Origin of the sequence: Streptomyces sp. NBC_00273, assembly GCF_036178145.1 — a bacterium.
Lineage (GTDB): Bacteria > Actinomycetota > Actinomycetes > Streptomycetales > Streptomycetaceae > Streptomyces.
The window spans coordinates 3942371-3966569 of sequence record NZ_CP108067.1 but is presented as its reverse complement, the minus strand read 5'-3'; the positions used below and the strand labels follow the sequence as shown (position 1 = coordinate 3966569).

At 72.2% G+C, this 24199-nt stretch carries 24 protein-coding genes and 1 tRNA gene; 14 read left to right on the top strand and 11 right to left on the bottom strand.

Annotated elements, in window-relative coordinates; all coding sequences use genetic code 11:
• Positions 1-89: 89 nt before the first annotated feature.
• Positions 90-1952 carry a tetratricopeptide repeat protein gene (locus OG386_RS16775; protein ID WP_405788644.1) on the top strand — a complete coding sequence of 621 codons (1863 nt, stop codon included), beginning with the start codon at positions 90-92 and terminating at the stop codon, positions 1950-1952.
• Between the two features lie 34 nt (positions 1953-1986).
• Here OG386_RS16775 and OG386_RS16770 read toward each other — a convergent pair whose 3' ends face one another.
• Positions 1987-3063 (bottom strand): FAD-dependent oxidoreductase, encoded by a 1077-nt coding sequence (locus OG386_RS16770; RefSeq protein ID WP_328788828.1) that lies wholly within the window; start codon positions 3061-3063, stop codon positions 1987-1989.
• 89 nt (positions 3064-3152) lie between these two features.
• Between OG386_RS16770 and OG386_RS16765 the strand changes: the two genes are divergently transcribed.
• On the top strand, positions 3153-3767 hold the full coding sequence (locus tag OG386_RS16765; protein WP_328788827.1) for a TetR/AcrR family transcriptional regulator: 615 nt from the start codon (positions 3153-3155) through the stop codon (positions 3765-3767).
• A gap of 47 nt (positions 3768-3814) precedes the next feature.
• A tRNA-Met gene (locus OG386_RS16760) sits at positions 3815-3888 on the top strand.
• Positions 3889-4018: 130 nt separating this feature from the next.
• On the opposite strand, the gene OG386_RS16755 is transcribed toward OG386_RS16760, so the two are convergent.
• Positions 4019-4435 carry a Fur family transcriptional regulator gene (locus tag OG386_RS16755; RefSeq protein WP_266604713.1) on the bottom strand — a complete coding sequence of 139 codons (417 nt, stop codon included), beginning with the start codon at positions 4433-4435 and terminating at the stop codon, positions 4019-4021.
• Between the two features lie 148 nt (positions 4436-4583).
• Here OG386_RS16755 and OG386_RS16750 point away from each other — a divergent pair, with 148 nt between their 5' ends.
• A complete protein-coding gene (locus tag OG386_RS16750; protein WP_328788826.1) occupies positions 4584-6035 on the top strand; it encodes a catalase in 1452 nt (483 codons plus the stop codon).
• Between the two features lie 70 nt (positions 6036-6105).
• Here OG386_RS16750 and OG386_RS16745 read toward each other — a convergent pair whose 3' ends face one another.
• Complete coding sequence (locus tag OG386_RS16745) at positions 6106-6498, bottom strand: CBS domain-containing protein (protein WP_030010856.1); 393 nt, start codon at positions 6496-6498, stop codon at positions 6106-6108.
• A gap of 169 nt (positions 6499-6667) precedes the next feature.
• The gene (gene hisN, locus OG386_RS16740; RefSeq protein WP_328788825.1) at positions 6668-7471 is read right to left on the bottom strand and encodes a histidinol-phosphatase; all 804 of its coding nucleotides are present in this window, start codon (positions 7469-7471) and stop codon (positions 6668-6670) included.
• A 125-nt stretch (positions 7472-7596) separates the two neighbouring features.
• Between hisN and OG386_RS16735 the strand changes: the two genes are divergently transcribed.
• Positions 7597-8139, top strand: a complete 543-nt coding sequence (locus tag OG386_RS16735) for a TetR/AcrR family transcriptional regulator (protein WP_328788824.1) — start codon at positions 7597-7599, stop codon at positions 8137-8139.
• On the opposite strand, the gene OG386_RS16730 is transcribed toward OG386_RS16735, so the two are convergent.
• The 4 genes from OG386_RS16730 to OG386_RS16715 all read right to left on the bottom strand — a co-directional run bounded on the left by OG386_RS16730 (position 8105) and on the right by OG386_RS16715 (position 11702).
• Positions 8105-8428 (bottom strand): DMT family transporter, encoded by a 324-nt coding sequence (locus OG386_RS16730; RefSeq protein ID WP_030011402.1) that lies wholly within the window; start codon positions 8426-8428, stop codon positions 8105-8107. The two genes, OG386_RS16735 and OG386_RS16730, sit on opposite strands and share 35 nt — an antisense overlap.
• A 103-nt stretch (positions 8429-8531) precedes the next feature.
• The gene (rsgA, locus tag OG386_RS16725; RefSeq protein WP_327383368.1) at positions 8532-9542 is read right to left on the bottom strand and encodes a ribosome small subunit-dependent GTPase A; all 1011 of its coding nucleotides are present in this window, start codon (positions 9540-9542) and stop codon (positions 8532-8534) included.
• A gap of 8 nt (positions 9543-9550) precedes the next feature.
• Entirely contained in the window at positions 9551-10924 is a 1374-nt protein-coding gene (gene aroA / locus OG386_RS16720) for a 3-phosphoshikimate 1-carboxyvinyltransferase (RefSeq protein ID WP_327383367.1), read from the bottom strand.
• Positions 10925-10988: 64 nt separating this feature from the next.
• Positions 10989-11702 (bottom strand): M50 family metallopeptidase, encoded by a 714-nt coding sequence (locus tag OG386_RS16715; protein WP_328788823.1) that lies wholly within the window; start codon positions 11700-11702, stop codon positions 10989-10991.
• A gap of 53 nt (positions 11703-11755) precedes the next feature.
• Between OG386_RS16715 and OG386_RS16710 the strand changes: the two genes are divergently transcribed.
• The 8 genes from OG386_RS16710 (at position 11756) to def (ending at position 19276) form a co-directional block, all read left to right on the top strand.
• Positions 11756-12574, top strand: coding sequence for an SOS response-associated peptidase (locus OG386_RS16710; protein WP_328788822.1), 819 nt, complete (start codon positions 11756-11758; stop codon positions 12572-12574).
• A gap of 19 nt (positions 12575-12593) precedes the next feature.
• Positions 12594-13244 carry an alpha/beta hydrolase family protein gene (locus tag OG386_RS16705; RefSeq protein WP_328788821.1) on the top strand — a complete coding sequence of 217 codons (651 nt, stop codon included), beginning with the start codon at positions 12594-12596 and terminating at the stop codon, positions 13242-13244.
• A 288-nt stretch (positions 13245-13532) separates the two neighbouring features.
• Entirely contained in the window at positions 13533-14177 is a 645-nt protein-coding gene (locus tag OG386_RS16700; protein ID WP_030012983.1) for a sigma-70 family RNA polymerase sigma factor, read from the top strand.
• Positions 14174-14479 (top strand): mycothiol system anti-sigma-R factor, encoded by a 306-nt coding sequence (gene rsrA / locus OG386_RS16695; RefSeq protein WP_266604733.1) that lies wholly within the window; start codon positions 14174-14176, stop codon positions 14477-14479. Before OG386_RS16700 ends, rsrA begins: the two co-directional genes overlap by 4 nt.
• Before the next feature lie 201 nt (positions 14480-14680).
• The gene (locus OG386_RS16690) at positions 14681-16180 is read left to right on the top strand and encodes an HD-GYP domain-containing protein (RefSeq protein WP_328788820.1); all 1500 of its coding nucleotides are present in this window, start codon (positions 14681-14683) and stop codon (positions 16178-16180) included.
• Positions 16177-17436 carry an HD-GYP domain-containing protein gene (locus OG386_RS16685; RefSeq protein ID WP_328788819.1) on the top strand — a complete coding sequence of 420 codons (1260 nt, stop codon included), beginning with the start codon at positions 16177-16179 and terminating at the stop codon, positions 17434-17436. Before OG386_RS16690 ends, OG386_RS16685 begins: the two co-directional genes overlap by 4 nt.
• Before the next feature lie 131 nt (positions 17437-17567).
• Entirely contained in the window at positions 17568-18557 is a 990-nt protein-coding gene (locus tag OG386_RS16680; protein WP_030011692.1) for a tetratricopeptide repeat protein, read from the top strand.
• An 83-nt stretch (positions 18558-18640) separates the two neighbouring features.
• Positions 18641-19276 (top strand): peptide deformylase, encoded by a 636-nt coding sequence (gene def / locus OG386_RS16675; protein ID WP_266604740.1) that lies wholly within the window; start codon positions 18641-18643, stop codon positions 19274-19276.
• Between the two features lie 15 nt (positions 19277-19291).
• Here def and OG386_RS16670 read toward each other — a convergent pair whose 3' ends face one another.
• Positions 19292-20257 (bottom strand): helix-turn-helix domain-containing protein, encoded by a 966-nt coding sequence (locus OG386_RS16670; protein WP_328788818.1) that lies wholly within the window; start codon positions 20255-20257, stop codon positions 19292-19294.
• Between the two features lie 81 nt (positions 20258-20338).
• Here OG386_RS16670 and OG386_RS16665 point away from each other — a divergent pair, with 81 nt between their 5' ends.
• Positions 20339-20566: a hypothetical protein gene (locus tag OG386_RS16665; RefSeq protein WP_327383357.1), complete on the top strand. Its 228-nt coding sequence runs from the start codon at positions 20339-20341 to the stop codon at positions 20564-20566.
• A 90-nt stretch (positions 20567-20656) separates the two neighbouring features.
• Here OG386_RS16665 and OG386_RS16660 read toward each other — a convergent pair whose 3' ends face one another.
• Together OG386_RS16660 and OG386_RS16655 are read right to left on the bottom strand one after the other, a co-directional pair.
• The gene (locus tag OG386_RS16660; protein ID WP_327264365.1) at positions 20657-21673 is read right to left on the bottom strand and encodes a ribonucleotide-diphosphate reductase subunit beta; all 1017 of its coding nucleotides are present in this window, start codon (positions 21671-21673) and stop codon (positions 20657-20659) included.
• A complete protein-coding gene (locus OG386_RS16655) occupies positions 21673-24063 on the bottom strand; it encodes a ribonucleoside-diphosphate reductase subunit alpha (RefSeq protein WP_328788816.1) in 2391 nt (796 codons plus the stop codon). The genes OG386_RS16660 and OG386_RS16655 overlap by 1 nt, the downstream gene beginning before the upstream one ends.
• Positions 24064-24199 lie beyond the last annotated feature (136 nt).

The window sequence follows — 24199 nt, the reverse complement described above, 5'->3', positions numbered from 1 at the left end:
GTGGGCATGTCGACAAAACGCTGTAGTGACCTCACTGGCTGCGACATAGCAGGTGTACGCGGGTAGCAGGTGATGCGACGATGGGAATTATGGGGGACAGGTCAACTCTGCTGGAGACAGGGCGGTTTGTGAGGGCGGAGTCCGGGACGGACACAGAGGCCGAGGGGGCGGCTCCGGTCGTCGACGCGCAGACCGCACTGACCGATGCGGACTTCTTGGACAAGCACAGCACGGAGGAGATGTTCGCCGAGACCGACGCGGCGAGTGACGCCGAGCTCGAAGCGCGGCACCGGGTGGCCGCCGACAAGGGCGACCCCGGAGCCATGAGCGTGCTCGGCGCGCTGCTGCTGCGCCGCGGCGACCTCGACGGGGCCGAACCGTACCTGAGGGGAGCCACCGGCGAAGGGGACCGCGCCGCCGCGAACAACCTCGGCGTGCTGCTCCACCAGCGGGGCTACCCCGAGGACGCGGCCGGCTGGTGGCGGGTCGCCGCCGTCGCCGGATCCGCCCCCGCCGCGCACGCCCTCGGCCGCTACTTCCGCGAGCGCGGGGACGAGCCCGCCGCCGAGTACTGGATGCGGCAGGCGGCCGAGTCCGGCCACGCGCTGGGCGCGTACGGGCTGGCCGACCTGCTGGAGCACCGCGGGGACAAGGGCGTCGAGCGGTGGTTCCGCGCCGCCGCCGAACAGGGGCACCGCGAAGCCGCGTACCGGCTGGCGAGGCACCTGCGCAAGGGCGACCCCACCGAGGCCGAACAGTGGTACCGGCAGGCGGCCGCGCGCGGGCACCGGCGCGCCGCCCTGCACCTGGGCGCCCTGCTGGAGGCACGCGGCGAGCTCAAGGAGGCCGGGCGCTGGTACCTGACCTCCGCCAAGCAGGGGGAGGCCCGGGCGGCGTGCGCGCTCGGCTTCCTGCTGCGCGACGCCGGTGACGAGGAGAGCGCCGCCGTGTGGTGGCACCGGGCGGCGCAGGACGGCGACGGCAACGCCGCCAACGCGCTGGGCGCGCTGCACGCCGCACGCGGCGAGACCCAGACCGCGGAGCGCTGGTACCGGACCGCCATGGACGCGGGCGACCAAAACGGGGCGTACAACCTTGCTCTGCTGTGCGTCGCACAGGACCGGACCGCGCAGGCCGAGCAGTGGTACCGGCGGGCCGCCTACGCCGGGCACCGCGAGGCGGCCAACGCGCTGGCGATCATGCTGCTCCAGGTCGGGGACGCGGCGGGCGCCGAGCCGTGGTTCTCGAAGGCCGCCGAGGCGGGCAGCGTCGACGCCGCGTTCAACCTCGGGATCCTGTTCGCCAGCCGCGACGAGGACCGGACCGCGCTGAAGTGGTACGAGCGGGCCGCTTCGGCCGGTCACACCGACGCGGCGCTGCAGGTCGGCATCGCGCTGGTGCGGGACGGCGAGGACCGGGCGGCCGAGCGGCACCTGCGCTGCGCGGCGGGCGGCGGCAGTGCGGAGGCGGCGTTCCGCCTGGCCGCGCTGCTGGAGTCGCTGGCCCCGCCGCCGGAGCCGGTGGCCCTGGGCGAGCCCGTGGGCGGCGCCCCGCGCACCGAGAGCGAGGAGTGGTACGAGCGGGCCGCCGAGCTGGGGCACCGCCGGGCGCAGGTGCGGGTCGGCATGCTGGCCGCCGCCCGCGGCGACCTGGCCGTCGCCGCGCGCTGGTACCGGGAGGCGGCCGAGGCCGGCTCCCGCAACGGCGCCTTCAACCTCGGGCTGCTGCTGGCCCGCGAAGGGAACGAGCCGGAGGCGGCCTTGTGGTGGACCCGCGCGGCGGTGGCGGGCCACGGCCGCGCGGCCCTGCGCCTCGGCCTGCTGGCGGCCCGCCACGGGGATCTCGCGGAGGGCCAGAAGTGGTGCGTGCGCGCCATGGAACTGGGCCCGGCCGAGGTCTCGCAGCGCGCGGCCCGGCTCCGCGAGGCCCTGGCCGAGGAACTCTCGGCCTGAGCCCCGGCGGGGCGCCCGCCGAGCGCTCCACCTCCTAGCGGTAGAGCCAGGAGGTGGAGCGGGCGTAGACGTGCCGGAAGGCGATCGGCATCAGCAGGTCGTTGACCCGGCGCCGCACCGTGCCCGGGGTCTTCGCGTCGCGGTTCGTCGCCGCGGACCGGGTCATCCGGTCCACCCGCGGGCGGCGCAGCCGGGTGTACTCGGCCAGGGCCCGGTCCACGCCCGGAACCGATGCCACGCACCGGGCCAGGGCCACCGCGTCCTCGATCGCCATCGACGCGCCCTGCCCGGCCCCGACCGGATGGGCCGCGTCGCCGATCAGGACGGTGCGCCCGTCGTGCCAGACGGGTACGTCCGCCAGCCGGTGCATCGGCATCGAGCGGTCGACGCGGGTGGCGGCCCGGATCAGGGACAGCGGCAGCTCCTCCTTGGCGTACAGCTCCGCCAGCCGGGCCCCGGTGATCTCCGCTGGGTCCGGGGGCTCCGGGGCGGGCACCTGGGCCGACCACCAGACCGTGCCGTCCGGCGCCGGGACGCAGAGGAAGGCTCCCCGCCGGCCGAAGACGAAGTGGTAGGTGCCCGGTGTGAGGTGCACGCCTTCGGAGACCCCCGACACGCAGTAGAGCCCGGCGTACCGCACCTGTGGCGCCGCCGGGTCCAGCGTCGAGCGGGTGGCGGACCAGATGCCGTCGGCCGCCACCACCAGGTCCGCGTCCAGGTCCGCCGGGTCCACCCGCCGCCCCGTCTCGATCCGGGCCCCGGCCGAAGCCGCCTCGGCGCGCAGCACTTCCACCAGCCGCCCGCGCAGCAGCGTCGTGCTGTGCAGGTCGTCCGAGGCGAGCCGGCCGCGCGGCACCTCCCCGAGGAGCTTGCCCGAGGAGGACCACATCCGCTGCAGGGCGACCGGGAATCCGGCGGCCTGTACCTGCGGGAGGCAGCCCAGGGCCTCCAGCCCCCGCAGCCCGTTGACGGCGAGGCTGAGGTACGAGCCCACTTGCCCGGCCGGTTCCTCGTACGCCTCGTGGATCGTGACCTCCGCGCCGGTCGCCCGGCGCAGGGCTATCGCACTGGCCGCTCCGGCGACTCCGCCCCCGATGACTGACACACGCATGCCCGACCCCTTTCGCTGAATCTGCATTCACTGAACTTTGATTCGGTGAAACTCGGTTCAGTATGATGAGGCCGAGAAGACGGCGTCAAGTGGGAGCGGGGATCGCGGTGGGAGTGCGCAAGGAGCGGGCGGCCGGTACGGAGGCGGCGCTCAAGGAGGCGGCGCGGGCGCTGTTCCTGGAGCGCGGCTACACGCAGACGAAGATCACCGACATCACCAAGGCCGCCGGCCGGTCCACCGGGTCCTTCTACGAGCACTTCGCGGGCAAGGACGAGCTGCTGGACGCGCTGCTCGCGGACATGGGGGCCCAGGTGGACCTGGAGGTCGGCGCCCACGACCACCCCCGTGAGCACGACCTCGCCGACCGGGCGCAGCTGCGGACGCATATCGCGGTCGCCTGGAGCGCCTTCCGGGACCATCTGCCCGTCGTGGTCGCCCTCTTCCAGAAGTCCATGGCCGAACCGCCCGGCTCGGGGCAGGTCTGGGGGCGCCTCCTCGGGGACACCGCGCCGCTGCGCGAGCACCTCGCGTACATGCGCGAACAGGGGCGCGAGCTGCCCGGGGACCCCGAACTGGTCGCCGCGGCGATGGGGGCGATGATCTCGATGCTGGGGTACGCCGCCATGACCGGCGGGGCCGGACTCGACGACGACGAGGTGGTGGAGATGCTGACCGCGCTCCTGCACCGGGGGCTGGCCGGTTAACCGATTTGCATCTGCCGCGGGCCTTCACGTAACGTTGGGTTTACCGACGCGGGGTGGAGCAGCTCGGTAGCTCGCTGGGCTCATAACCCAGAGGTCGCAGGTTCAAATCCTGTCCCCGCTACTGAAGGCTCAAGGCCCGGATCCCATGGATCCGGGCCTTGAGTCGTTCCCGGGTCATTTCCGCTTGCAAGAAGGTGAACGCGAAGGGCTCGGACCCCCCGGGGGGTCCGAGCCCTTTCGTGTGCGTGCGCTCAGGCGGCCGCGCAGTTCGGGCAGACGCCGCGGTAGGTCACCTCGACCGCCGACACGATGAAGCCGAAGCGTTCGGCATCCGGCAGGTCGGCCAGCGGGTTGCCCGCCGGGTGCACGTCGCGGATCGCGCCGCACTGGGCGCAGACCAGGTGCTGGTGGGGCCGGTGGGCGTTCGGGTCGTACCGCTTGGCGCGGCGGTCCGTGGAGACCTCCAGCACCTCGCCGAGGGTGACGAGCTCGCCCAGGGTGTTGTAGACGGTCGCACGGGAGATCTCGGGCAGCTTGGCCACCGCGAGCGCGTGCACCTCGTCGGCCGTCAGGTGCACGTGGTCACCGTCGAGCACCTCGGCCACGACACGCCGCTGCGCCGTCATGCGCCAGCCGCGTCCGCGAAGTCGATCCAGCAGGTCACTCATAGACATCAGCCTAACAGTGAGGGGATTCGGTGTAACTCCCGAACCAGTGCGGACTTGGATGCTTACTTGACTTAGACAAAGTCCATCGTAGGATCGGTTACGGCGAACGCCAAGGACAGGACATGCAGGGACGACGCAGGAGGCGCACGTGACGCAGGGACCGCTCACCACGGAGGCCGGAGCGCCGGTCGCCGACAACCAGAACAGCGAGACCGCCGGCGTCGGCGGCCCCGTTCTGGTCCAGGACCAGCTGCTGCTCGAGAAGCTCGCGCACTTCAACCGCGAGCGCATCCCGGAGCGCGTGGTGCACGCCCGCGGCGCCGGCGCGTACGGCACCTTCACGCTGACCCGCGACGTCTCGCAGTGGACCCGGGCCGCGTTCCTGTCCGAGGTCGGCAAGGAGACCGAGACCTTCCTGCGCTTCTCCACCGTCGCCGGCAACCTCGGCAGCGCCGACGCGGTCCGCGACCCCCGCGGCTGGGCGCTGAAGTTCTACACCGAAGAGGGCAACTACGACCTCGTCGGCAACAACACCCCGGTGTTCTTCATCAAGGACGCCATCAAGTTCCCCGACTTCATCCACACCCAGAAGCGCGACCCGTACACGGGCTCGCAGGAGGCGGACAACGTCTGGGACTTCTGGGGCCTGTCGCCCGAGTCGACCCACCAGGTGACCTGGCTGTTCGGTGACCGCGGCATCCCGGCCTCCTACCGCCACATGAACGGCTACGGCTCGCACACGTTCCAGTGGAACAACGAGGCCGGCGAGGTCTTCTGGGTCAAGTACCACTTCAAGACCGACCAGGGCATCAAGAACCTCACCCAGGCCGAGGCCAACCAGCTCGCCGGCGAGGACCCCGACTCGCACCAGCGCGACCTGCGCGAGTCCATCGAGCGCGGCGACTTCCCGACCTGGACCGTGCAGGTCCAGATCATGCCCGCGGCCGAGGCGGCCCAGTACCGCTTCAACCCGTTCGACCTCACCAAGGTGTGGCCGCACGAGGACTACCCGCCGATCGAGATCGGCAAGCTGGAGCTCAACCGCAACCCGGAGAACGTCTTCGCCGAGGTCGAGCAGAGCATCTTCAGCCCGGCGCACTTCGTGCCCGGCATCGGTCCGTCCCCGGACAAGATGCTCCAGGGCCGCCTCTTCGGCTACGGCGACGCCCACCGCTACCGCGTCGGCATCAACGCCGACCACCTGCCGGTGAACCGCCCGCACGCCACCGAGGCGCGCACCAACTCCCGCGACGGCTACCTGTACGACGGCCGCCACAAGGGCGCGAAGAACTACGAGCCGAACAGCTTCGGGGGCCCGCACCAGACGGACCGCCCGCTGTGGCAGCCCATCGACGTGACCGGCGGCACGGGCAACCACGCCGCCGCCGTCCACAGCGAGGACGACGACTTCGTCCAGGCGGGCAACCTCTACCGCCTGTACTCGGAGGACGAGAAGTCCCGTCTGATCGAGAACCTGTCCGGCTTCATCGCCAAGGTCTCCCGCGACGACATCGTCGAGCGTGCGATCAACAACTTCCGTCAGGCGGACGGTGACTTCGGCAAGCGGCTCGAAGCCGCGGTCCAGGCCCTCCGCGGCTGACACGGAGCGCTTGCCGTAGCAGGACGCCGGGCCGCAGCCCTCCTCGGAGGACTTGCGGCCCGGCGTCGTTTCACGCGGCGACCGTGCGCCGTGCCGGGACCCAGCAGCGGATGACGTCGCGCACGGACACGATGCCGACGGGTCCGCCGTGCTCCAGCACGATCAGGTGCCTGAAGCCGCCGTGGGCCATGGCCTCGGCGGCTTCCTGCACGGTGGCTTCAGGGGTGCAGAACACGACGTTGTTGGTGGTGTGCGCGCCCACGGACTCCCGGTCCGGGTCGTGTCCCGCGCCGATCGAGTTGAGGATGTCGCGCTCGGTCAGGATGCCGATTCCGCTGTGGTCGGGGTCGAGGACGACGGCCGCGCCGACGCGCCGGCCGGACATCAGGCAGGCCGCTTGTCGGAGGGTGTGTGCGGGTCCGAGGGTGAGGATCACGGTGCTCATGGCGTCACGGACGAGCATGAAGAGAGCCACCTCCTGGGGTGAGTCCCCCCGCCTGGGTGGGTGCGCCCGCGGAGCCGCCTCAAGAGAAACGGTTCACAAGCGCACAAGCGTGGGGAGTATCAGATTCCCATGGACCCGCAGGGCCGACAAGAAGGCGCGGGGCGGAGCGCGAACAGCGCGCGGCGGCTCAGGCGCGCGGACGCAGCAGGTCCAGCATCTCCTCGTGGAGCAGTCCGTTCGAGGCCGCGGCGTTCCCGCCGTGCACCCCGTCCACGCCGTCCAGGCTGGTGAAGCGGCCGCCCGCCTCCTGGACCACGACCGCGATGGCCGCCATGTCCCAGAGGTTGAGTTCGGGCTCGGCGCACAGGTCCAGCGAGCCCTCCGCGACCATCATGTACGGCCAGAAGTCCCCGTAGCCGCGGGTCCGCCAGCACGCCCGGGTCAGGTCCAGGAACCCGGCCAGCCGGCCCTGCTCCTCCCAGCCGCTCAGGGAGGAGTACGCGAACGAGGCGTCGCCCAGCCCGCCCACCTTGGACACGCCGATGGCACTGGTCTCGCCGAGCGCGCCGCCCGCGTACGCGCCCCCGCCCCTGGTCGCCCACCAGCGGCGACCCAGCGCCGGCGCGGACACCACGCCGACCACCGGACGGAACTCGCCGTCGGGGTCCTGGGCCATCAGGGAGATCAGGGTCGCCCAGACGGGGACCCCGCGCACGTAGTTCTTCGTGCCGTCGATCGGGTCCACCACCCAGCGGCGCGGACCGCTGCCCTTGAGCCCGTACTCCTCGCCCAGGATGGCGTCGTCCGGCCGCGCGGCCGTGATCCCGGCCCGGACGATCTCCTCGGCCGCCTTGTCCGCCTCGCTCACCGGGGTCATGTCCGGCTTCGTCTCGACCTGCAGGTCGAGGGCTCGGAAGCGCTCCATCGTGGCGGCGTCCGCCGCATCGGCGAGTTCGAGGGCAAGGCGCAGGTCATCGTCATACTCGGGCATGCCCGAACAGTATCGAGACTCCCGGAGCCCGACCAACGCTGTCCACAGTGCGGCCCCGACGCGCCCTTGACAGGATCTGGCGGCCCGTCAACTCTGACCGGAGAGAGCCGAACGGGGAGGCGCGGATGCCGGCAGCCCGGGAGTCCCTGCTGGAGGCGGCGGGAGCGGCGCTCTCGGCGCGCCCCTGGCCGGACGTGCGCATGGTCGACGTGGCCGCCGCGGCGGGGGTGTCCCGGCAGACCCTCTACAACGAGTTCGGCGGCAAGGCCGGCCTGGGCCGCGCCCTGGTGCGCCGCGAGGCCGACCGCTACCTCGACGGGGTCGACCGGGCCCTGTCCGCTCCGGCCCAGGCCGCCGAGCGACTCGCCGCCGTCGCGGAGTGGATCGTACGGGCTGCCCGTGCGCAGCCCCTCGTACGGGCCCTGCTCACCGGTGCCTGGGACGCGGGCCTGCCCGCGGCGGGCGGCCGCGCACCCGGGCCCGGCGAGCTGGCCCGGGCCGTCCGGGACCGGGCCGCCGCCGCGCTGACTCCGGGGGAGGGCCCGCAGCGCTGCGAACTCGCCGTGCGCCTCGCCCTCTCCTACGTGATCGCCCCGGGGGAGGAGCCGGGGCCGGGCGAGCTGCGCAGGCTGCTCAGTGCGCCGACCCGGACAACTGGAGCCCGATGACGCCCAGGATGACCAGCGAGATCGAGACGAGTTTGAGGGTGGAGACCAGGTCGCCGAGGAAGACCATGCCGTAGATCGCCGTACCGGCGGCGCCGATGCCCGTCCACACCGCGTACGCCGGCCCCACGTCCAGCTTCTTGAGCGCCAGGGTCAGCAGACCGAAGCTGCCGAGCGCGAAGCAGGCGAAGGCGACGGTCGGCCACAGCCGGGTGAATCCGTGGGAGAGCTTGAGACAGACCGCAAAACCGGTCTCCAGGAGTCCCGCGACCACGACCAGCAGCCACGCCATGTCGAATGCCTCCCCGCGTCACGTGACATCACGTCACTTGGTGCGATTATGCATTTATCCAGACAGGGCCCTCGACAAACGCGGCCGCACCGCCGCCGGACGGTCAGTCGCCCTCGCGCCGCTCGCGCGTCTCCAGCAGTCGGCGCAGCGAATACAGCCGCGCCGGGTCCGCGTGGCCGTCCTCCACCCATCTGTCGAGCGCGCAGTCCGGCTCGTCGTGGCTGCACGCGCGCGGGCATTCCTCGGTGCCCGGCACCAGGTCCGGGAAGGCCAGGATCACTCGGGACGGGTCCACGTGGTGCAGGCCGAAGGAGCGCACGCCCGGGGTGTCGATGACCCAGCCGTCGCCGCTCGGCAGCGGCAGCGCGAGTGCCGAGGTGGTGGTGTGCCGGCCGCGGCCGGTCACCGCGTTGACGTGACCGGTGGCGCGCTGGCGGCCCTCGGCGACCAGCGAGTTCACCAGGGTGGTCTTGCCGACGCCCGAGTGTCCGACGAAGGCCGTGATGCGGCCGTCGAGCCGCTCGCGCACCCGGTCCGCCGCGTCACCCGTCGCCAGCTCCTCGCGGTTGGTCACCACGTAGTTCACGCCGAGCGTCGCGTAGATCTCCAGGATCTTGTCCGCGGAGGTCAGGTCGGACTTGGTGAGCACCAGCAGCGGTTCCAGCCCGGCGTCGTACGCCGCCACCAGGCAGCGGTCGATCATCCGGGGCCGCGGCTCCGGGTCGGCCAGGGCCGTGACGATGGCCAGCTGGTCGGCGTTGGCGACGACCACCCGCTCGTACGGGTCGTCGTCGTCGGCGGTGCGTCGCAGGACGGACTTGCGCTCCTCGATCCGCACGATGCGGGCGAGGGTGTCCTTCTTGCCGGACAGGTCACCGACGATCCAGACCCGGTCGCCGACCACCGCGGCCTTGCGGCCCAGTTCGCGCGCCTTCATCGCGTGCACCGAGCGGCCCTCGACCAGGCAGGTCAGCCGGCCGCGGTCCACGGTGAGGACGAAGCCCTCGGCCGCGTCCTCGTGCTTGGGCCGGATGCTGGTCCGCGGCCGATTGCCCTTGGGGTTCGGGCGCTGGCGGATGTCGTCCTCGTCGGTGTGCTTGCCGTACCTGCGCATGACGGGCCCTACGCTCCCGCACCCGCTCCGGGAGCCCCGGAGCCGTCGGCGTCCCCGGCGAGCATGTCCGTCCACATCTTCGGGAAGTCCGGCAGGGTCTTCGCGGTCGTCGCCACGTTCTCGATCTGAACGCCCTCCACCGCCAGGCCGATCACCGCGCCCGCGGTCGCCATCCGGTGGTCGTCGTACGTGTGGAAGGTGCCGCCGTGCATCCGGCGCGGCCGGATGCGCAGGCCGTCGGCGGTCTCGGTGACGTCGCCGCCGAGCGCGTTGATCTCCTTGGTCAGCGCGGCCAGCCGGTCCGTCTCGTGCAGCCGCAGGTGCGCGACGCCGCGCAGCACCGAATCGGAGTCGGCCAGGGCGGCCACGGCCGCGATGCCCGGGGTGAGCTCGCCGACCTCGCTCAGGTCCACGTCGATGCCGTGGATCTTGCCGGTGCCGGTGAAGACCAGGCCCGCGTCGGTCAGCTCGCAGGAGCCGCCCATCTCGGTGAAGATCCGGCGCAGCGCGTCGCCCGGCTGGGTGGTGCGGCGCGGCCAGTCGGGGATGGTCACCGTGCCGCCGGTGATCAGGGCCGCGGCCAGGAAGGGCTGTGCGTTGGAGAGGTCCGGCTCCACGACCATGTCGCGGCCCAGCAGCGCGCCGGGGGTGACCCGCCAGACGTCCTTCTCGCCGCCGGCCTCGGGGGTGTCGACCTGGGCGCCCGCCGCGCGCAGCATCTCCACGGTCATCCGGATGTGCGGCATCGACGGCAGCTTGCCGCCCACGTGCCGCACCTCGACGCCCTGGTTGAACCGAGGGGCGGACAGCAGCAGGGCGGAGACGAACTGCGAGGAGTTGCTGGCGTCGATCTCGACGGTGCCGCCCTCCAGGGCCCCGCCGCCCTGGACGGTCATGGGCAGCGCGCCCCGGCCGTCGTCGTCGATCCGGGCGCCGAGCGTGCGCAGGGCGGTGATGACCTGGCCGAGCGGGCGCTCGTAGGAGCGCGGGTCGCCGTCGAAGCGGATGTCGCCGTCGGCGAGGGTGGCGACGGGCGGCAGGAAGCGCATGACCGTGCCCGCGTTGCCGACGTCCACGGTCGTCGGGCCGTGCAGGGCCGCCGGGATGATCCGCCAGGCCTCGCCGCCCGCGCCGTCACCGGCGGAGCTCGACGAGACGGTCTCCTCGATGCCGACGCCCAGCGCGCGCAGCGCGTCGGACATCAGCTGCGAGTCGCGCGAGCGCAGCGGGCGGCGCACCCAGCCGGGCTCGGCGGCGAGCGCAGCGAGCACGAGGGCCCGGTTGGTGACCGATTTGGAGCCCGGCACCGTGACGGTGGCGTGGACGGTCCCGTCGGCGAGCGGAGCGGGCCAGAGGGCGGGGAGCGCGGGGGTCTCGGTCATGGCCACCACTTTAGTGGCTTCCCCCGACCCCAGATCTTGATCCCGGCCCCGTCTCAGGGAGCGGTCACAGGGCGAGCAGCCAGCGGGCCCCGCCGATCAGCGAGCACAACGCGACGACGTGGAAGAAGAGCAACCACACCACCGGGTGCAGGTGCGTGAGCCGGCCGAGCTGGTCGGCGTCGGAATCGGGGGCCCCGCCGCCCCGGCGCTTGGCCCCCAGCTCGAAGACCGGCCGGACCCCGCCGAACAGCAGGAACCACACCACCAGGTACGCGAAACCGGCCTGCACCCCGGCCGGGGCCAGCCAGGACACCAGCAGGAAGGTTCCGCCGGTCAGCACCACCGTCAGTGCCCCGTACGCGTTCCGGATCATCACCAGCATCGCCAGGAGCAGGGCCGTGGCCACCCACAGCAGCAGCGTGATCCGGTGCGCGGACAGCAGCGCCGCCCCGCCCAGCCCGAGCAGCGAGGGCGCCGTGTACCCGCCCGCCGCGGTCAGGATCATCCCCAGCCCGGTCGGCCGGCCCCGGCTGACGGTGACCCCGCTGGTGTCGGAGTGCAGCCGTATCCCGCTCAGGCGCCGCCCCGTCAACAGTGCCAGCAGCCCGTGCCCGCCCTCGTGCGCGATGGTGACGGCGTTGCGCGAAAGCCGCCACAGCGGGCGGGGACCCACCGCGGCCGCTGCGACGAGCCCCGTCACGATCACCAACCACAGGTCGGGCGAGGTCTGTATGCCCGTGAGCCGGTCCCACAGACCGGCCGTCGTGCTGCTGTCCATAAGGTGGCGGACTCCTTGCGGTGGTGTACGGGTGAGATGGCAGTGTGTCAGCCATGTGCGGACGGTATGCGGCGAGTCGTAGGCCCGAGGACCTCGTGGAGGCCTTCGGCATCGAGAAGTGGGAGCCCGAGGAGGCCCTGGCCCCCGATTTCAACGTGGCGCCGACGAAGGAGGTCCACGTGGTCCTCGACCGTCCCCTCAAAGACGCCCCGCACCCGCGTCCGGTTCGCCAGCTGCGCGTCCTGAAATGGGGGCTGGTCCCCTCCTGGGCCCAGAACCCCGACGGCGCCGCCCGGATGATCAACGCCCGGTCCGAGACCCTGCACGAGAAGCCCTCCTTCCGCCGGCCCTTCGCGCAGCGCCGCTGCATCGTCCCCGCCGACGGCTACTACGAGTGGGTCACCGCCCACGACGAGCGGCAGCTGGAGGTGGAGGGCAAGAAGAAACGGGCCCGCAAGCAGCCCTACTTCGTGCTCCCCTCCGACGGATCCGTCTTCGCCATGGCCGGGATATACGAGTTCTGGCGCGACCGGACCCTGCCCGACGAGCACCCGCTCTCCTGGTGGGTGACCTGCTCGGTGATCACCACGGAGGCCGAGGCCGGCCCCCTGGGCGTGGCCCCCGCCGAGGGGCCGCGCTCGCTCGCCGACATCCACCCGCGGATGCCGCTGATGCTGACCCCGGACCGCTGGGACGCCTGGCTGGACCCGGCGAACACCGACACCGAGGGCTCGCTGAGGGAGCTGCTCGCCCCGCCGCCCGGCGGGCTGATGCGGGCCTACCCGGTGTCGACCGCCGTGAGCAACGTGCGCAACAACGGCCCGGAGCTGTTGACGGAGCTGGCCGCGCCGGAGGAAGGCACCCTCTTCTGACCCGGGCAGGATGGGACGCATGACCACGCGTACCGAGAGTGTCGACACCACGGCGGGCGAGGCCCGCATCACCTGGCACCCGGCGCCCGAGCCGAGGCTCGTGCTCGCCGTGAGCCACGGCGCCGGCGGCGGCATCGAGGCCCGGGACCTCCGGGCGCTGGCCGCCGCCCTGCCCGCCCGCGGGATCACGGTGGCCCTGGTCGAACAGCCCTGGCGGGTCGCCGGGAAGAAGGTCGCCGCCGCGCCCAAGGTGCTGGACGAGGGCTGGCGCGGGCTGTGGCCGGCGCTCACGGAGCCCGGGCTGCCCGTGGTCGCGGGCGGGCGCAGCGCCGGGGCCCGGGTGGCCTGCCGGACCGCCGCCGAGCTGGGAGCCGCCGCGGTGCTGGCGCTGGCCTTCCCGCTGCACCCGCCGGGCCGGCCGGAGAAGTCCCGCGCCGAAGAGCTCACCGGGGCCGGCCGGCCCGCCCTCGTGGTCCAGGGCGGCCGGGACCCCTTCGGGCGGCCCGAGGAGTTCCCGCCACCGGGCGGGCAGGACCCGTACGAGCTCGTGGAGGTGGCGTACGCCGATCACGGCTTCGCGGTCCCGAAGAAGGCGGACACCACCCAGGAGGAAGCGCTGCAGACGATCACCGGAGCCGTGGAGGAGTGGCTCGCGCGGCTCTCGGTCTGAGGCCCGCCGGCCGCGTCCCGGAGAAAGCCGGAAACCCGCCGGGCGCCCGGGAATGCGCCGCCCGCCCCTTCTGTTGTCTCGGATGTCGGAACGTAGGGGAACTCGTCGGAGGAGAGGGAGCGCATGACCCAGGTCATCAGCCAGAACCGTCGGCAGGCCGCTGACCTGGACTGGACCGTGCTGCCGGCGCCGAAGCGCGGCTCGCTTCGGGCGGCGGAGGGCCGGGAAGGTCGACTATTCTCCGATTCGAGCGGATCCGCTTTCGGAGCCGCCACGCTGTCGGAGGAGGTGGGTCCTGTCGCTGGGACCGACGAAGGCCACGCGGAGGAGACGACCCTGGAGCGCAATGCGCGCTTCGAACGGGACGCCCTCGGCTACCTCGACCAGATGTACTCGGCCGCGCTGCGCATGACGCGCAATCCGGCCGACGCCGAGGACCTGGTCCAGGAGACGTACGCGAAGGCGTACGCGTCCTTCCACCAGTTCCGCGAGGGCACCAACCTGAAGGCGTGGCTCTACCGCATTCTGACCAACACCTTCATCAACTCCTACCGCAAGAAGCAGCGCGAGCCCCAGCGCAGCGCCGCGGAGGAGATCGAGGACTGGCAGCTGGCGCGCGCCGAGTCGCACATGTCGACCGGACTGCGGTCCGCCGAGTCGCAGGCGCTCGACCACCTGCCGGATTCGGACGTGAAGGAAGCCCTGCAGGCCATTCCGGAGGAGTTCCGCATCGCGGTCTACCTTGCCGACGTAGAGGGCTTTGCGTACAAGGAGATCGCGGACATCATGGGTACACCCATCGGTACGGTCATGTCGCGACTGCACCGTGGCCGCCGTCAACTCCGCGGAATGCTGGAGGACTATGCCCGTGAGCGCGGGCTGGTTCCCGCGGGCGCGGGAGAGTCGAACGACCGGAAAGGCTCGGACTCATGAGTTGCGGAGAGCCGCACGAGACAGAGTGCTCTGAGGTCCTGGACCACCTGTACGAGTTCCTCGACCAGGAGATGCCGGACAGTGACTGCACGAAGTTCGAGACGCATTTCGGCGAGTGCAACCCCTGCCTGGAGAAGTACGGCCTCGAACAGGCCGTGAAGAAGCTGGTCAAGCGCTGCTGCGGGTCGGACGACGTGCCGACCGACCTGCGGTCGAAGGTGATGGGTCGGATCGAACTGATCAGGTCCGGTCAGTCGGTCCCCGACCACGACGTCACCGCCGACAATCCCGCTCCCGGCTGACCCGCGCCGGTGATCGGCTAGACGAGGGAACATCCGCCCCCGGAAGAGCAGTTCATTCACCCGAATGTGCTAATCCGGGGGCGTCCGCATGGCCCAATGCACAAATGTGGCCCACCTCGCTCCCGGCCCCACCTATTCTCCCCATTCGGTGCTGGCTCGATTCGGCACCCCGGTGTGCACGGCACAGGGGAGGAGAGCGCCATGCGGGCACTTCCGCCGGGGGCACGCGGATTCATCCTGTGCGCCGTTCTCACGGCGGTCGCGTGCGTCTTCCCCGCCTTCACGGATTCCGGTACGCCCTGGGCGGCCGTGGCCCTGCTCGCCGTGCTCTACCTCGGCTCCGAACTCCTCAAGGTCTGCCCACCGCTGGGCAGCCGGGTGCCCGAGGGCATCGGCTCCTTCTTCCCCGTGGTGCTCGCCGCCGTCTTCCTGCTGCCGCCCGCCGCCGCCGCGCTCGTGGCGCTGCCCGGAGGACTCGCGGGCACCGTGATCCACCGGCCCGCCCGGGTGCGCCGCCTGTGGCACGGCGCGCAGCAGGCGATGGCGGCCTGGGTCGCGGGCCAGGCCTACGGGCTGCTGCGCGGCCCGGCCACCCTCGGCGGCGGGTTCCCCGCCGGCTCCGGGTCCCCCGCAGGAGCGGCCGACTTCCCCTCCGTGCTGCTTCCCGCGACGGCCGCGGCCGTCGCCTTCTGCCTGGTGCTCACCGCCCTCGACGGCGCCATCCTGGCCGCCGCCGAACGCCGCCCGGCCGCCACCGCCTGGCGCGGGCTCCTGGCCTCCTCCCTCGCCCCGCACTGCGTCCACGGCCTCGCCGGCCTGATGATGGCCGTCATGTGGCGCAGCCCCTACGGGCCCCCGGCCGCGCTGCTCGTCCTGCTGCCGATGTACATCTCCTGCTGGGTCTTCGCCCAGTACCACCGCGAGCGCACCGCCCACCAGGCGACCATCCGCGCCCTCGTCCAGGCCGTCGACATCAAGGACCGCTACACGCGCGGCCACAGCGAACGGGTCGGCCAGGCCTCCACGATGATCGCCCGGGAGCTGGGCATGACGGAGGACCGGCTGGAGACGGTGCGCATCGCCGGCATCCTGCACGACGTGGGCAAACTCGGCGTCCCCACCCGGCTGCTGCGCAAGGACGGGCCGCTCACCCCGCAGGAGCGCCGGATCATCGAGCTGCACCCCGAGTACGGGCACGAGATGGTGCGCGGCATCGGCTTCCTCGGCGAGGCCCGCTCCGCGATCCTGCACCACCACGAGCGCGTCGACGGCTCCGGCTATCCGTACGGGCTGACCGGTGAGCAGATCCCGGTACTGGCCCGGGTGGTGGCGGTGGCCGACGCCTTCGACGCGATGACCTCGACCCGTTCGTACAGCCGGGCCCGGCCGGTGCCGGTCGCCCTGGCGGAGCTGGAACGGTGTGCGGGGGCACAGTTCGACCCGTCGATGGTGCGGGCGCTGGTCGATGCGATCGGCCGGACCGGCTGGCACCCGGTGGTGACCTCGGACGAGGACCTCCAGGTGATCCCGGCGAGGGCCGCCGCGGCGGGACCGGTGCCGGGACCCCCGGCCCTGGTCGGGATGCCGGACCGGGGCTCCCGTCCGGTCGCGGCGGCCCCGCCGCCGGACAGGGTCCCCGCGGTGCCCGGCCCCGCCGGCGGGGCCGGGCCGGACGCGGACGGTGCCGGGGCGGGCGGATGAGGGGCCCGGTCGCGTGGACCGTGCGGGGGGCCGCCGGGGTGCTCACCGGCGCCGCGCTCGGCCACACCCTGTGGAACGGCGTCGCCGAGCCCGCCGCCGCCCTGGCCTTCGCCACCCTGATCACCGTCGGGGAGCTCGCGCGCCGGGACCGCCAGGACCCCCTCGGCCGCCACCCCGCACCGCTCGGCTCCGCCGGAGCCCTCGCCTACGCCCTGCTCGGCCAGAACGCCGGGCAGCCCACCCACCACGGGGTGCTCCAGACCGTCGCGGTCGTCGTCGCGGCCGTCCTCGCCGGGATCGTCCCGCACATCGCCCGCGGCCGCGGCCCCGCCCTCGACCACCTGTCCCGCCGGGTGCTCACGGTCGCCTTCGCCGCCGCCTGTTTCCAGCCGCTCTACAACTCGGGCCGGCTGGAGCGGTGGGTCGGCCAGGGCCCGTACCTCGTCGGCTACCTGCTCTGCCTCCTCGGCCTCACCGCCCTGTGCGACGCCGTGCTCGCCGCCGCCCTCGCCGGGGCCCGGTCCGGGCGGCCGTACGGCCCGCTGCTGCACGACGAACTGCGCGCCCAGCTCGGCGTCGGCTCGGCGATCTGCGCCACCGGGGTCGTGATGGCGCTCGGAGCGGCCGTCGCGGGCCTGTGGGCCGTCACCGTCTTCAGCGGGCCCCTGCTGCTGACCCAGCTGTCCTTCCACCGGATCACGGCGATCCGCACCACCTACCGCCAGACCATCACCTCCCTGGCCCGCGCCACCGAGATCGCCGGCTGTACCCGGCCGGGCCACTCCCGCCGGGTGGCCGCCCTGAGCTGCGCCGTCGGCCGGGAGCTGGGCCTGTCGGAGCGGGAGCTCACGGTGCTGGAGTACGCCGCCCTGATGCACGACATCGGGCAGCTCTCCCTCGTCGACCCGGTCCCGGACGGAGCCACGGCCGGGCTGCCCGACGGCGAGGCCCGCCGGATCGCCGAGCTGGGCGGGGAGGTGGCCCGCCAGACCGGGGTGCCCGCCGAGGTCGCCGTGGTGGTGGAGCGGCAGGCGGATCCGTACCGCGAGCAGCCCACGGCGGCCCGGATCGTGCGTACGGTGAACGCGTACGACGATCTGGTCGGCGGGAGCCGTCACCCGGGTGGCTCACTGGCCGCCCTGGAGCGGCTCCGCCTGGGCACCGGGCACGATTACCAGCCGGAGGTCGTGGAGTGCCTGGCAAGGGTTCTGGCCAGGGGCGGACGTGGCAGAGTGGTGCCCGTCCCACCTGGGTAACCCATGGGTAATGAGCGGCCGTCCGAGTGGGCATGGTTGGATGCCAGTAAGAGGGACCGTAGGAGTGTCCGCAAGGCTGCACCGTTGTCCCCCAGCAACCGCTGGGAGGTGCCCCCAGGCAGGCGGGAATCGTGAGGATCTTCGGGAAGGTACGGCATCGGCCCTCCGCCTCGTGGCGGCAGGCCACCGACCGCGCGTTCACGCTGATCGGCGACGGGCGGTACGAGGACGCGGGCGCGCTCCTGACCAGAGCGGCGGACCTGGAGCCCTGGCTGTCCGAGTCCTGGTTCAATCTGGCCCTGCTGCACAAGTTCCGGCACGACTGGGAGCAGGCGCGGGCCGCCGGGCTGCGCGCCGTGGCCCTGCTGGACCGTGAGACGGGCGCCCCGGACTGGTGGAACGTGGGGATCGCCGCCACCGCGCTGCAGGACTGGCCGCTGGCGCGGCGGGCCTGGCAGGCGTACGGGCTGAAGGTGCCCGGGGACGCGGCCGGGGCGGGCGAGCCGGTCGGGATGGAGCTCGGCAGCGCCGCCGTGCGGCTCTCGCCCGAGGGCGAGGCCGAGGTGGTGTGGGGCCGCAGGCTGGACCCGGCCCGGCTGGAGGTCCTGTCGATCCCGCTGCCCTCCTCGGGGCGGCGCTGGGGCGAGGTCGTGCTCCACGACGGGGTCCCGCACGGTGAGCGGGTGACCGCGGCCGGCCCCTCGTACCCCGTGTTCGACGAGATCGAGCTGTGGGCGCCGTCCCCGGTGCCGACCTGGGTGGTGCTGCTGGAGGCGGCCACCGAGGCGGACCGCGATGCGCTGGAGCAGCTGGCCTCGGACGCCGGATTCGCCGCCGAGGACTGGTCCTCGTCGGTGCGGCTGCTGTGCCGGACCTGCTCGGAGAGCGAGATGCCGAGCGACGAGGGCGACGGCGAGCAGCACCTCGATCCGCACGACCACAGCGAGCCCGGCCACCCCGGACCGCTCGGGCACCGTACGGCCGGCTCGGGCTCCCTGTGGGTCCCCGAGCGCGAGTGCGGGATCGCGGCACCGGCCGGCCTGGTGCGCGGACTGCTCGACGGCTGGGTCGCGGACAGTCCGGGTACCAGGGAGTGGCGGGATCTCGAAGAAGTCTGCTGACCCGGGGCCGTAGGCTATACGGGCACATCGGTGTGTCACCACGACCATCGGTGACCGGGACTTACGGAAGGCGTACGGCGGACATGGCGCAGCAGGAGAACGAGGTTGTCGAGAGCGTGAACGACGGGTACGTCGTGGACACCGAGGACTGTGAGGCGCGCGAGCTCGCCCACCGTCAGCGCGGTACGGCCCGTCCGATCACCGTGGTCGGCAACCCGGTCCTGCACCGGGAGTGCAAGGACGTCACCGAGTTCGGCGACGAGCTGGCGCAGCTGATCGACGACATGTTCGCCAGTCAGAAGGCCGCCGAGGGCGTGGGCCTGGCCGCGAACCAGATCGGCGTGGACGCCAAGGTCTTCGTCTACGACTGCCCGGACGACGACGGCAAGCGGCACACCGGTGTCGTCGTCAACCCGAAGCTGATCGAGCTGCCGGCCGGCGCGCGGGTGCTGGACGACTCGAACGAGGGCTGCCTGTCGGTCCCGACCGCCTACGCCTCGCTGGCCCGCCCGGACTACGCCGAGGTCGAGGGCCAGGACGCGCAGGGCAACCCGATCAAGGTGCGCGGCACCGGCTACTTCGCCCGCTGCCTGCAGCACGAGACCGACCACCTGTACGGCTACCTCTACATCGACCGCCTCTCCAAGCGCGACCGCAAGGACGCCCTCCGCCAGATGGAAGAGGGCACCCCGCGCTACGAGACCGTCCCCAACGCCTAATCGTGAACTGACGGTCTAGGCGGCCTGCGGGCCCCGGAAGGCGCGCCGGAACGAGTTCGGCGTGGTGCCCAGGGTCCGCAGGAAGTGGTGGCGCAGGGCGGCCGCGTTGCCGAATCCGCAGCGGCCGGCGATCGCGTCCACCGTCTCGCCGGTCGACTCCAGCAGCTCCTGCGCCAGCAGGACCCGCTGGCGCAGCACCCACTTGTACGGGGTGGTGCCGGTCTCCTGGAGGAAGCGGCGGGCGAAGGTCCGCGGGGACATGTGCGCGCGCTCCGCGAGCTGCTCGACGGTGATCTCCTCGCCCAGGTGGCGGGCCATCCACTCGATCACCTCGCCGACCGTGTCACAGGCCGTGCGCGGCAACGGTCGCTGGATGAACTGGGCCTGCCCGCCGTCCCGGTGCGGCGGTACGACCATCCTGCGCGCGATGATGTTGGCCACCTCGGCGCCGTGCTCCTGGCGGACCACGTGCAGGCACGCGTCGATGCCCGAGGCGGTGCCGGCTGCGGTGATCACCGCGCCCTCGTCCACGTAGAGCACGTCCGGGTCGACGACGGCCCGCGGGAAGCGTCGGGTCAGGGCCGCGGCGTGCATCCAGTGCGTGGTGCACCGGCGGCCGTCCAGCAGCCCGGCGGCGCCGAGGACGTAGGCCCCGCTGCACACGCTGAGGACCCGCGCACCCCGCTCCACGGCCCGGCGCAGGGCCGCCAGCAGGGGCTCGGGGTAGATGCGCGCGCCGGCGTCACTGGCGGCCGGCAGACAGACGAGGTCGGCCTCCTCCAGCCGCTCCAGCCCGTGCGCGGGGGTGATCCCGAAGGCGCCCCCGCCCACGGTCAGGGGCCCCTCCTCCGCCGCGCACACGGCGAAGTCGTACACCGGTACGCCCATGTCACTGCGATCGATTCCGAACACCTCGCAGAAGATCCCCAGCTCGAAGGGGGCGACTCCGTCGACGAGGGCCACGGCCACGTTGGTCAGCATGACCCCAGTGTGGCAGTAATTCGGTCTTCTATGACAGTACTGCCACTGTCGATCATGGGCGATCAGGCGGACAGTAGAGCTATGACCACCTTCGTGAATTACCTCGCCGTCCTCGCCATCGCCGCCCTCCTGCTCGGGCCCAGCCTGTACGGGATCCTGCGCGACCGGCGCATCGACCAGCAGCTGCGGGCCGTCGCGACCCGGCTCGTGTGGCTCCCCCGCCAGCGTGCGGGCGGCCTCCCGCCCACCCCGCGCCGGCGTACGTTCCGGCCCGCCGCCCGGCGGTACTGGGGCCCCATCGCCCACTGAACACCGGGGAACGCGAGAAGCCGGGACACGGAAACTCCCGCATCCCGGCTCCCCGGTCACTCCCTGGAACTCCTTGACGTACGAGACGTACTAGAAGTCCTCGTCCAGGTCCACCGTGCCCTCGACCGCGACCTGGTAGGCCGACGGACGGCGCTCGAAGAAGTTCGTCAGCTCCTGCACGCCCTGCAGCTCCATGAAGGAGAACGGGTTCTGCGAGCCGTACACCGGCGGGAAGCCCAGACGGACCAGGCGCTGGTCCGCGACGCACTCCAGGTACTCGCGCATCGACTCGGTGTTCATGCCCGGCAGGCCGTCACCGCACAGGTCGCGACCGAACTGCAGCTCCGCCTCAACGGCCTCCTTGAGCATGTCGGTGACCTGCTGCTGGAGGGCGTCGTCGAAGAGCTCCGGCTCCTCCTTGCGGACCGTGTCCACGACCTCGAAGGCGAAGTTCATGTGCATGGTCTCGTCGCGGAAGACCCAGTTGGTGCCGGTGGCCAGGCCGTGCAGCAGACCGCGCGAGCGGAACCAGTACACGTACGCGAAGGCGCCGTAGAAGAACAGGCCCTCGATGCACGCGGCGAAGCAGATCAGGTTCAGCAGGAAGCGGCGGCGGTCGGCCTGCGTCTCCAGCCGGTCCAGCTTCTCGACCTCGTTGATCCACTTGAAGCAGAACTGCGCCTTCTCGCGGATGGAGGGGATCTCCTCGACCGCGTCGAAGGCGGCCGCACGGTCGTCCGGGTCGGGCAGGTAGGTGTCGAGCAGCGTCAGGTAGAACTGGACGTGCACGGCCTCCTCGAACAGCTGGCGCGACAGGTACAGGCGCGCCTCCGGGGAGTTGATGTGCTTGTAGAGCGTCAGCACCAGGTTGTTCGAGACGATCGAGTCGCCCGTCGCGAAGAACGCGACCAGCCGGCCGATCATGTGCTGCTCGGCGGGCGTCAGCTTCGCGAGGTCGGCGACGTCCGAGTGGAGGTCGACCTCCTCGACGGTCCAGGTGTTCTTGATCGCGTCCCGGTAGCGCTCGTAGAAGTCGGGGTAGCGCATCGGGCGGAGCGTGAGCTCGAAGCCCGGGTCCAGGAGGTTCTTCTGGTCGTTGGAGCTCATTACTGGCAGGCCTCGCAAGACTCGGGGTTCTCAAGGGAGCAGGCCAGCGCCTCGGCGTCGGCGACCGCCTGCGGCAGCTCGACGGGGGTGGCCGCCTGCGCGGCCCGGGCGATCTTCGTCGCCGGGCGCGAGCGCAGGTAGTAGGTGGTCTTCAGACCCTGCTTCCAGGCGTACGCGTACATCGAGCTGAGCTTGCCGATGGTGGGCGTCTCCAGGAACAGGTTCAGCGACTGCGACTGGTCCAGGAACGGCGTACGGGCCGCCGCCATGTCGATCAGACCGCGCTGCGGGATCTCCCACGCCGTGCGGTACAGCTCGCGGACCTCGGCCGGGATCCAGCCGAAGCCCTGGACCGAGCCGGAGGAGTCGCGCAGCGCCTCGCGGGTCTGGGCGTCCCACACGCCGAGCTGCTTCAGCTCCTCCACCAGGTAGCCGTTCACCTGGAGGAACTCACCACTGAGCGTCTCGCGCTTGAAGAGGTTGGAGACCTGCGGCTCGATGCACTCGTACACGCCGGCGATCGAGGCGATCGTGGCCGTCGGGGCGATGGCGAGGAGCAGGGAGTTGCGCATGCCGGTCTCGGCGACGCGGGTGCGCAGCGCGTCCCAGCGCTCCGGCCAGTTCAGCTCGACGTCGTAGTGGTCCGGGTGCAGGACACCGCGGGCGGTACGGGTCTGCTCCCAGGCCGGGAGCGGGCCGCTGCGCTCGGCGAGGTCGCAGGAGGCCTCGTAGGCGGCCAGCATGATGCGCTCGGAGAGCTTGGTGGACAGGGCCTTCGCCTCGGGGGAGTCGAAGGGCAGCTTCAGCTTGAAGAAGACGTCCTGGAGACCCATCGCGCCCAGGCCCACCGGGCGCCAGCGGGCGTTGGAGCGGCCGGCCTGCTCGGTCGGGTAGAAGTTGATGTCCACCACGCGGTCGAGGAAGGTGACGGCCGTGCGGACGGTCTCGTCGATCCGCTCCCAGTCGATCTCGCGACCGTCCGCCGTGTCGATGACGAACGCGCCCAGGTTGACCGAGCCGAGGTTGCAGACGGCCGTCTCGCCGTCGTTGGTGACCTCGATGATCTCGGTGCACAGGTTCGAGGAGTGCACGACGGTGCCCGGTTCGGCGGTCTGGTTCGCCGTGCGGTTGGAGGCGTCCTTGAACGTCATCCAGCCCTGGCCGGTCTGCGCGAGGGTGCGCATCATCCGGCCGTACAGGTCGCGCGCCGGCATGGTCTTGCGGGCCAGGCCGTCCGCCTCGGCCTTGCGGTAGGCGGCGTCGAACTCGTCGCCCCACAGGTCGACCAGCTCGGGCACGTCGGCCGGGGAGAACAGCGACCAGTCGGCGTCGGAGTTCACGCGGCGCATGAACTCGTCCGGCACCCAGTGGGCGAGGTTCAGGTTGTGCGTACGGCGCTGGTCCTCACCGGTGTTGTCGCGGAGCTCCAGGAACTCTTCGATGTCCGCGTGCCAGGTCTCCAGGTAGACGGCGGCGGCGCCCTTGCGGCGGCCGCCCTGGTTCACGGCGGCGACGGAGGCGTCGAGGGTCTTCAGGAACGGCACGATGCCGTTGGAGTGGCCGTTGGTGCCGCGGATCAGCGAACCGCGGGCGCGGATGCGGGAGTACGAGAGGCCGATGCCGCCGGCGTGCTTGGAGAGGCGGGCGACCTGGTGGTAGCGGTCGTAGATCGAGTCGAGCTCGTCCAGCGGGGAGTCCAGCAGGTAGCAGGAGGACATCTGCGGGTGCCGGGTGCCGGAGTTGAAGAGGGTGGGGGAGGACGGCAGGTAGTCCAGGCGGCTCATCAGCCGGTACAGCGAGGCCACTTCCTCCACGGCCTGGACGCTCTCGTCGGCGGCCAGGCCGCAGGCCACGCGCAGCATGAAGTACTGCGGGGTCTCGATGACCTGACGGGTGATCGGGTGGCGCAGCAGGTAGCGGCTGTGCAGGGTGCGCAGGCCGAAGAAGCCGAAGCGGTCGTCGGCGCCCTCGGCGAGGGTCAGCTCGACGAGCGAGTCGAGCCGGGCCGCGTGGGTGCGGACGAACTCGGCCGTGCGGTCGGCGATGAGGCCCTCGCGGTGGCCGACCTCGACGGAGGCCGAGAAGGACGTGGAGCCCTGGCTCGCGGCCTCGTCGCGCACGGCCAGCGTCAGCAGGCGGGCGGCGAGCCGGGAGTAGGCCGGGTCCTCGGAGATCAGACCGGCGGCGGCCTCCGTGGCCAGCCCGCGCAGTTCGGCGTCGTCGGCGGCGGAGCTGCGGCCGCGCAGCGCGGAGGCCGCGACCCGGCCGGGGTCGGTGTCGGGGAGGTCCGCCGTAAGTTCGGTGAGGGTACGCAGCAGCGTGGCCCCCGGGCCCTCGGTGTTGTCGCCAGAAGTGGACTCGGCGCGCGGTGCGGAAGGCGCGATGGTCACGGCGGGAGCTCTCCCTCGCTCGGCCCGGTCATCGGCGAGGCGGGGCGCGAGCGGGCGCAGGCGGGCGCGACGAGAACGCGTACCCCGCATGGCGTCCACCGGCCCAACCGCGAGGCCCGGACGAATCGGCACCCGG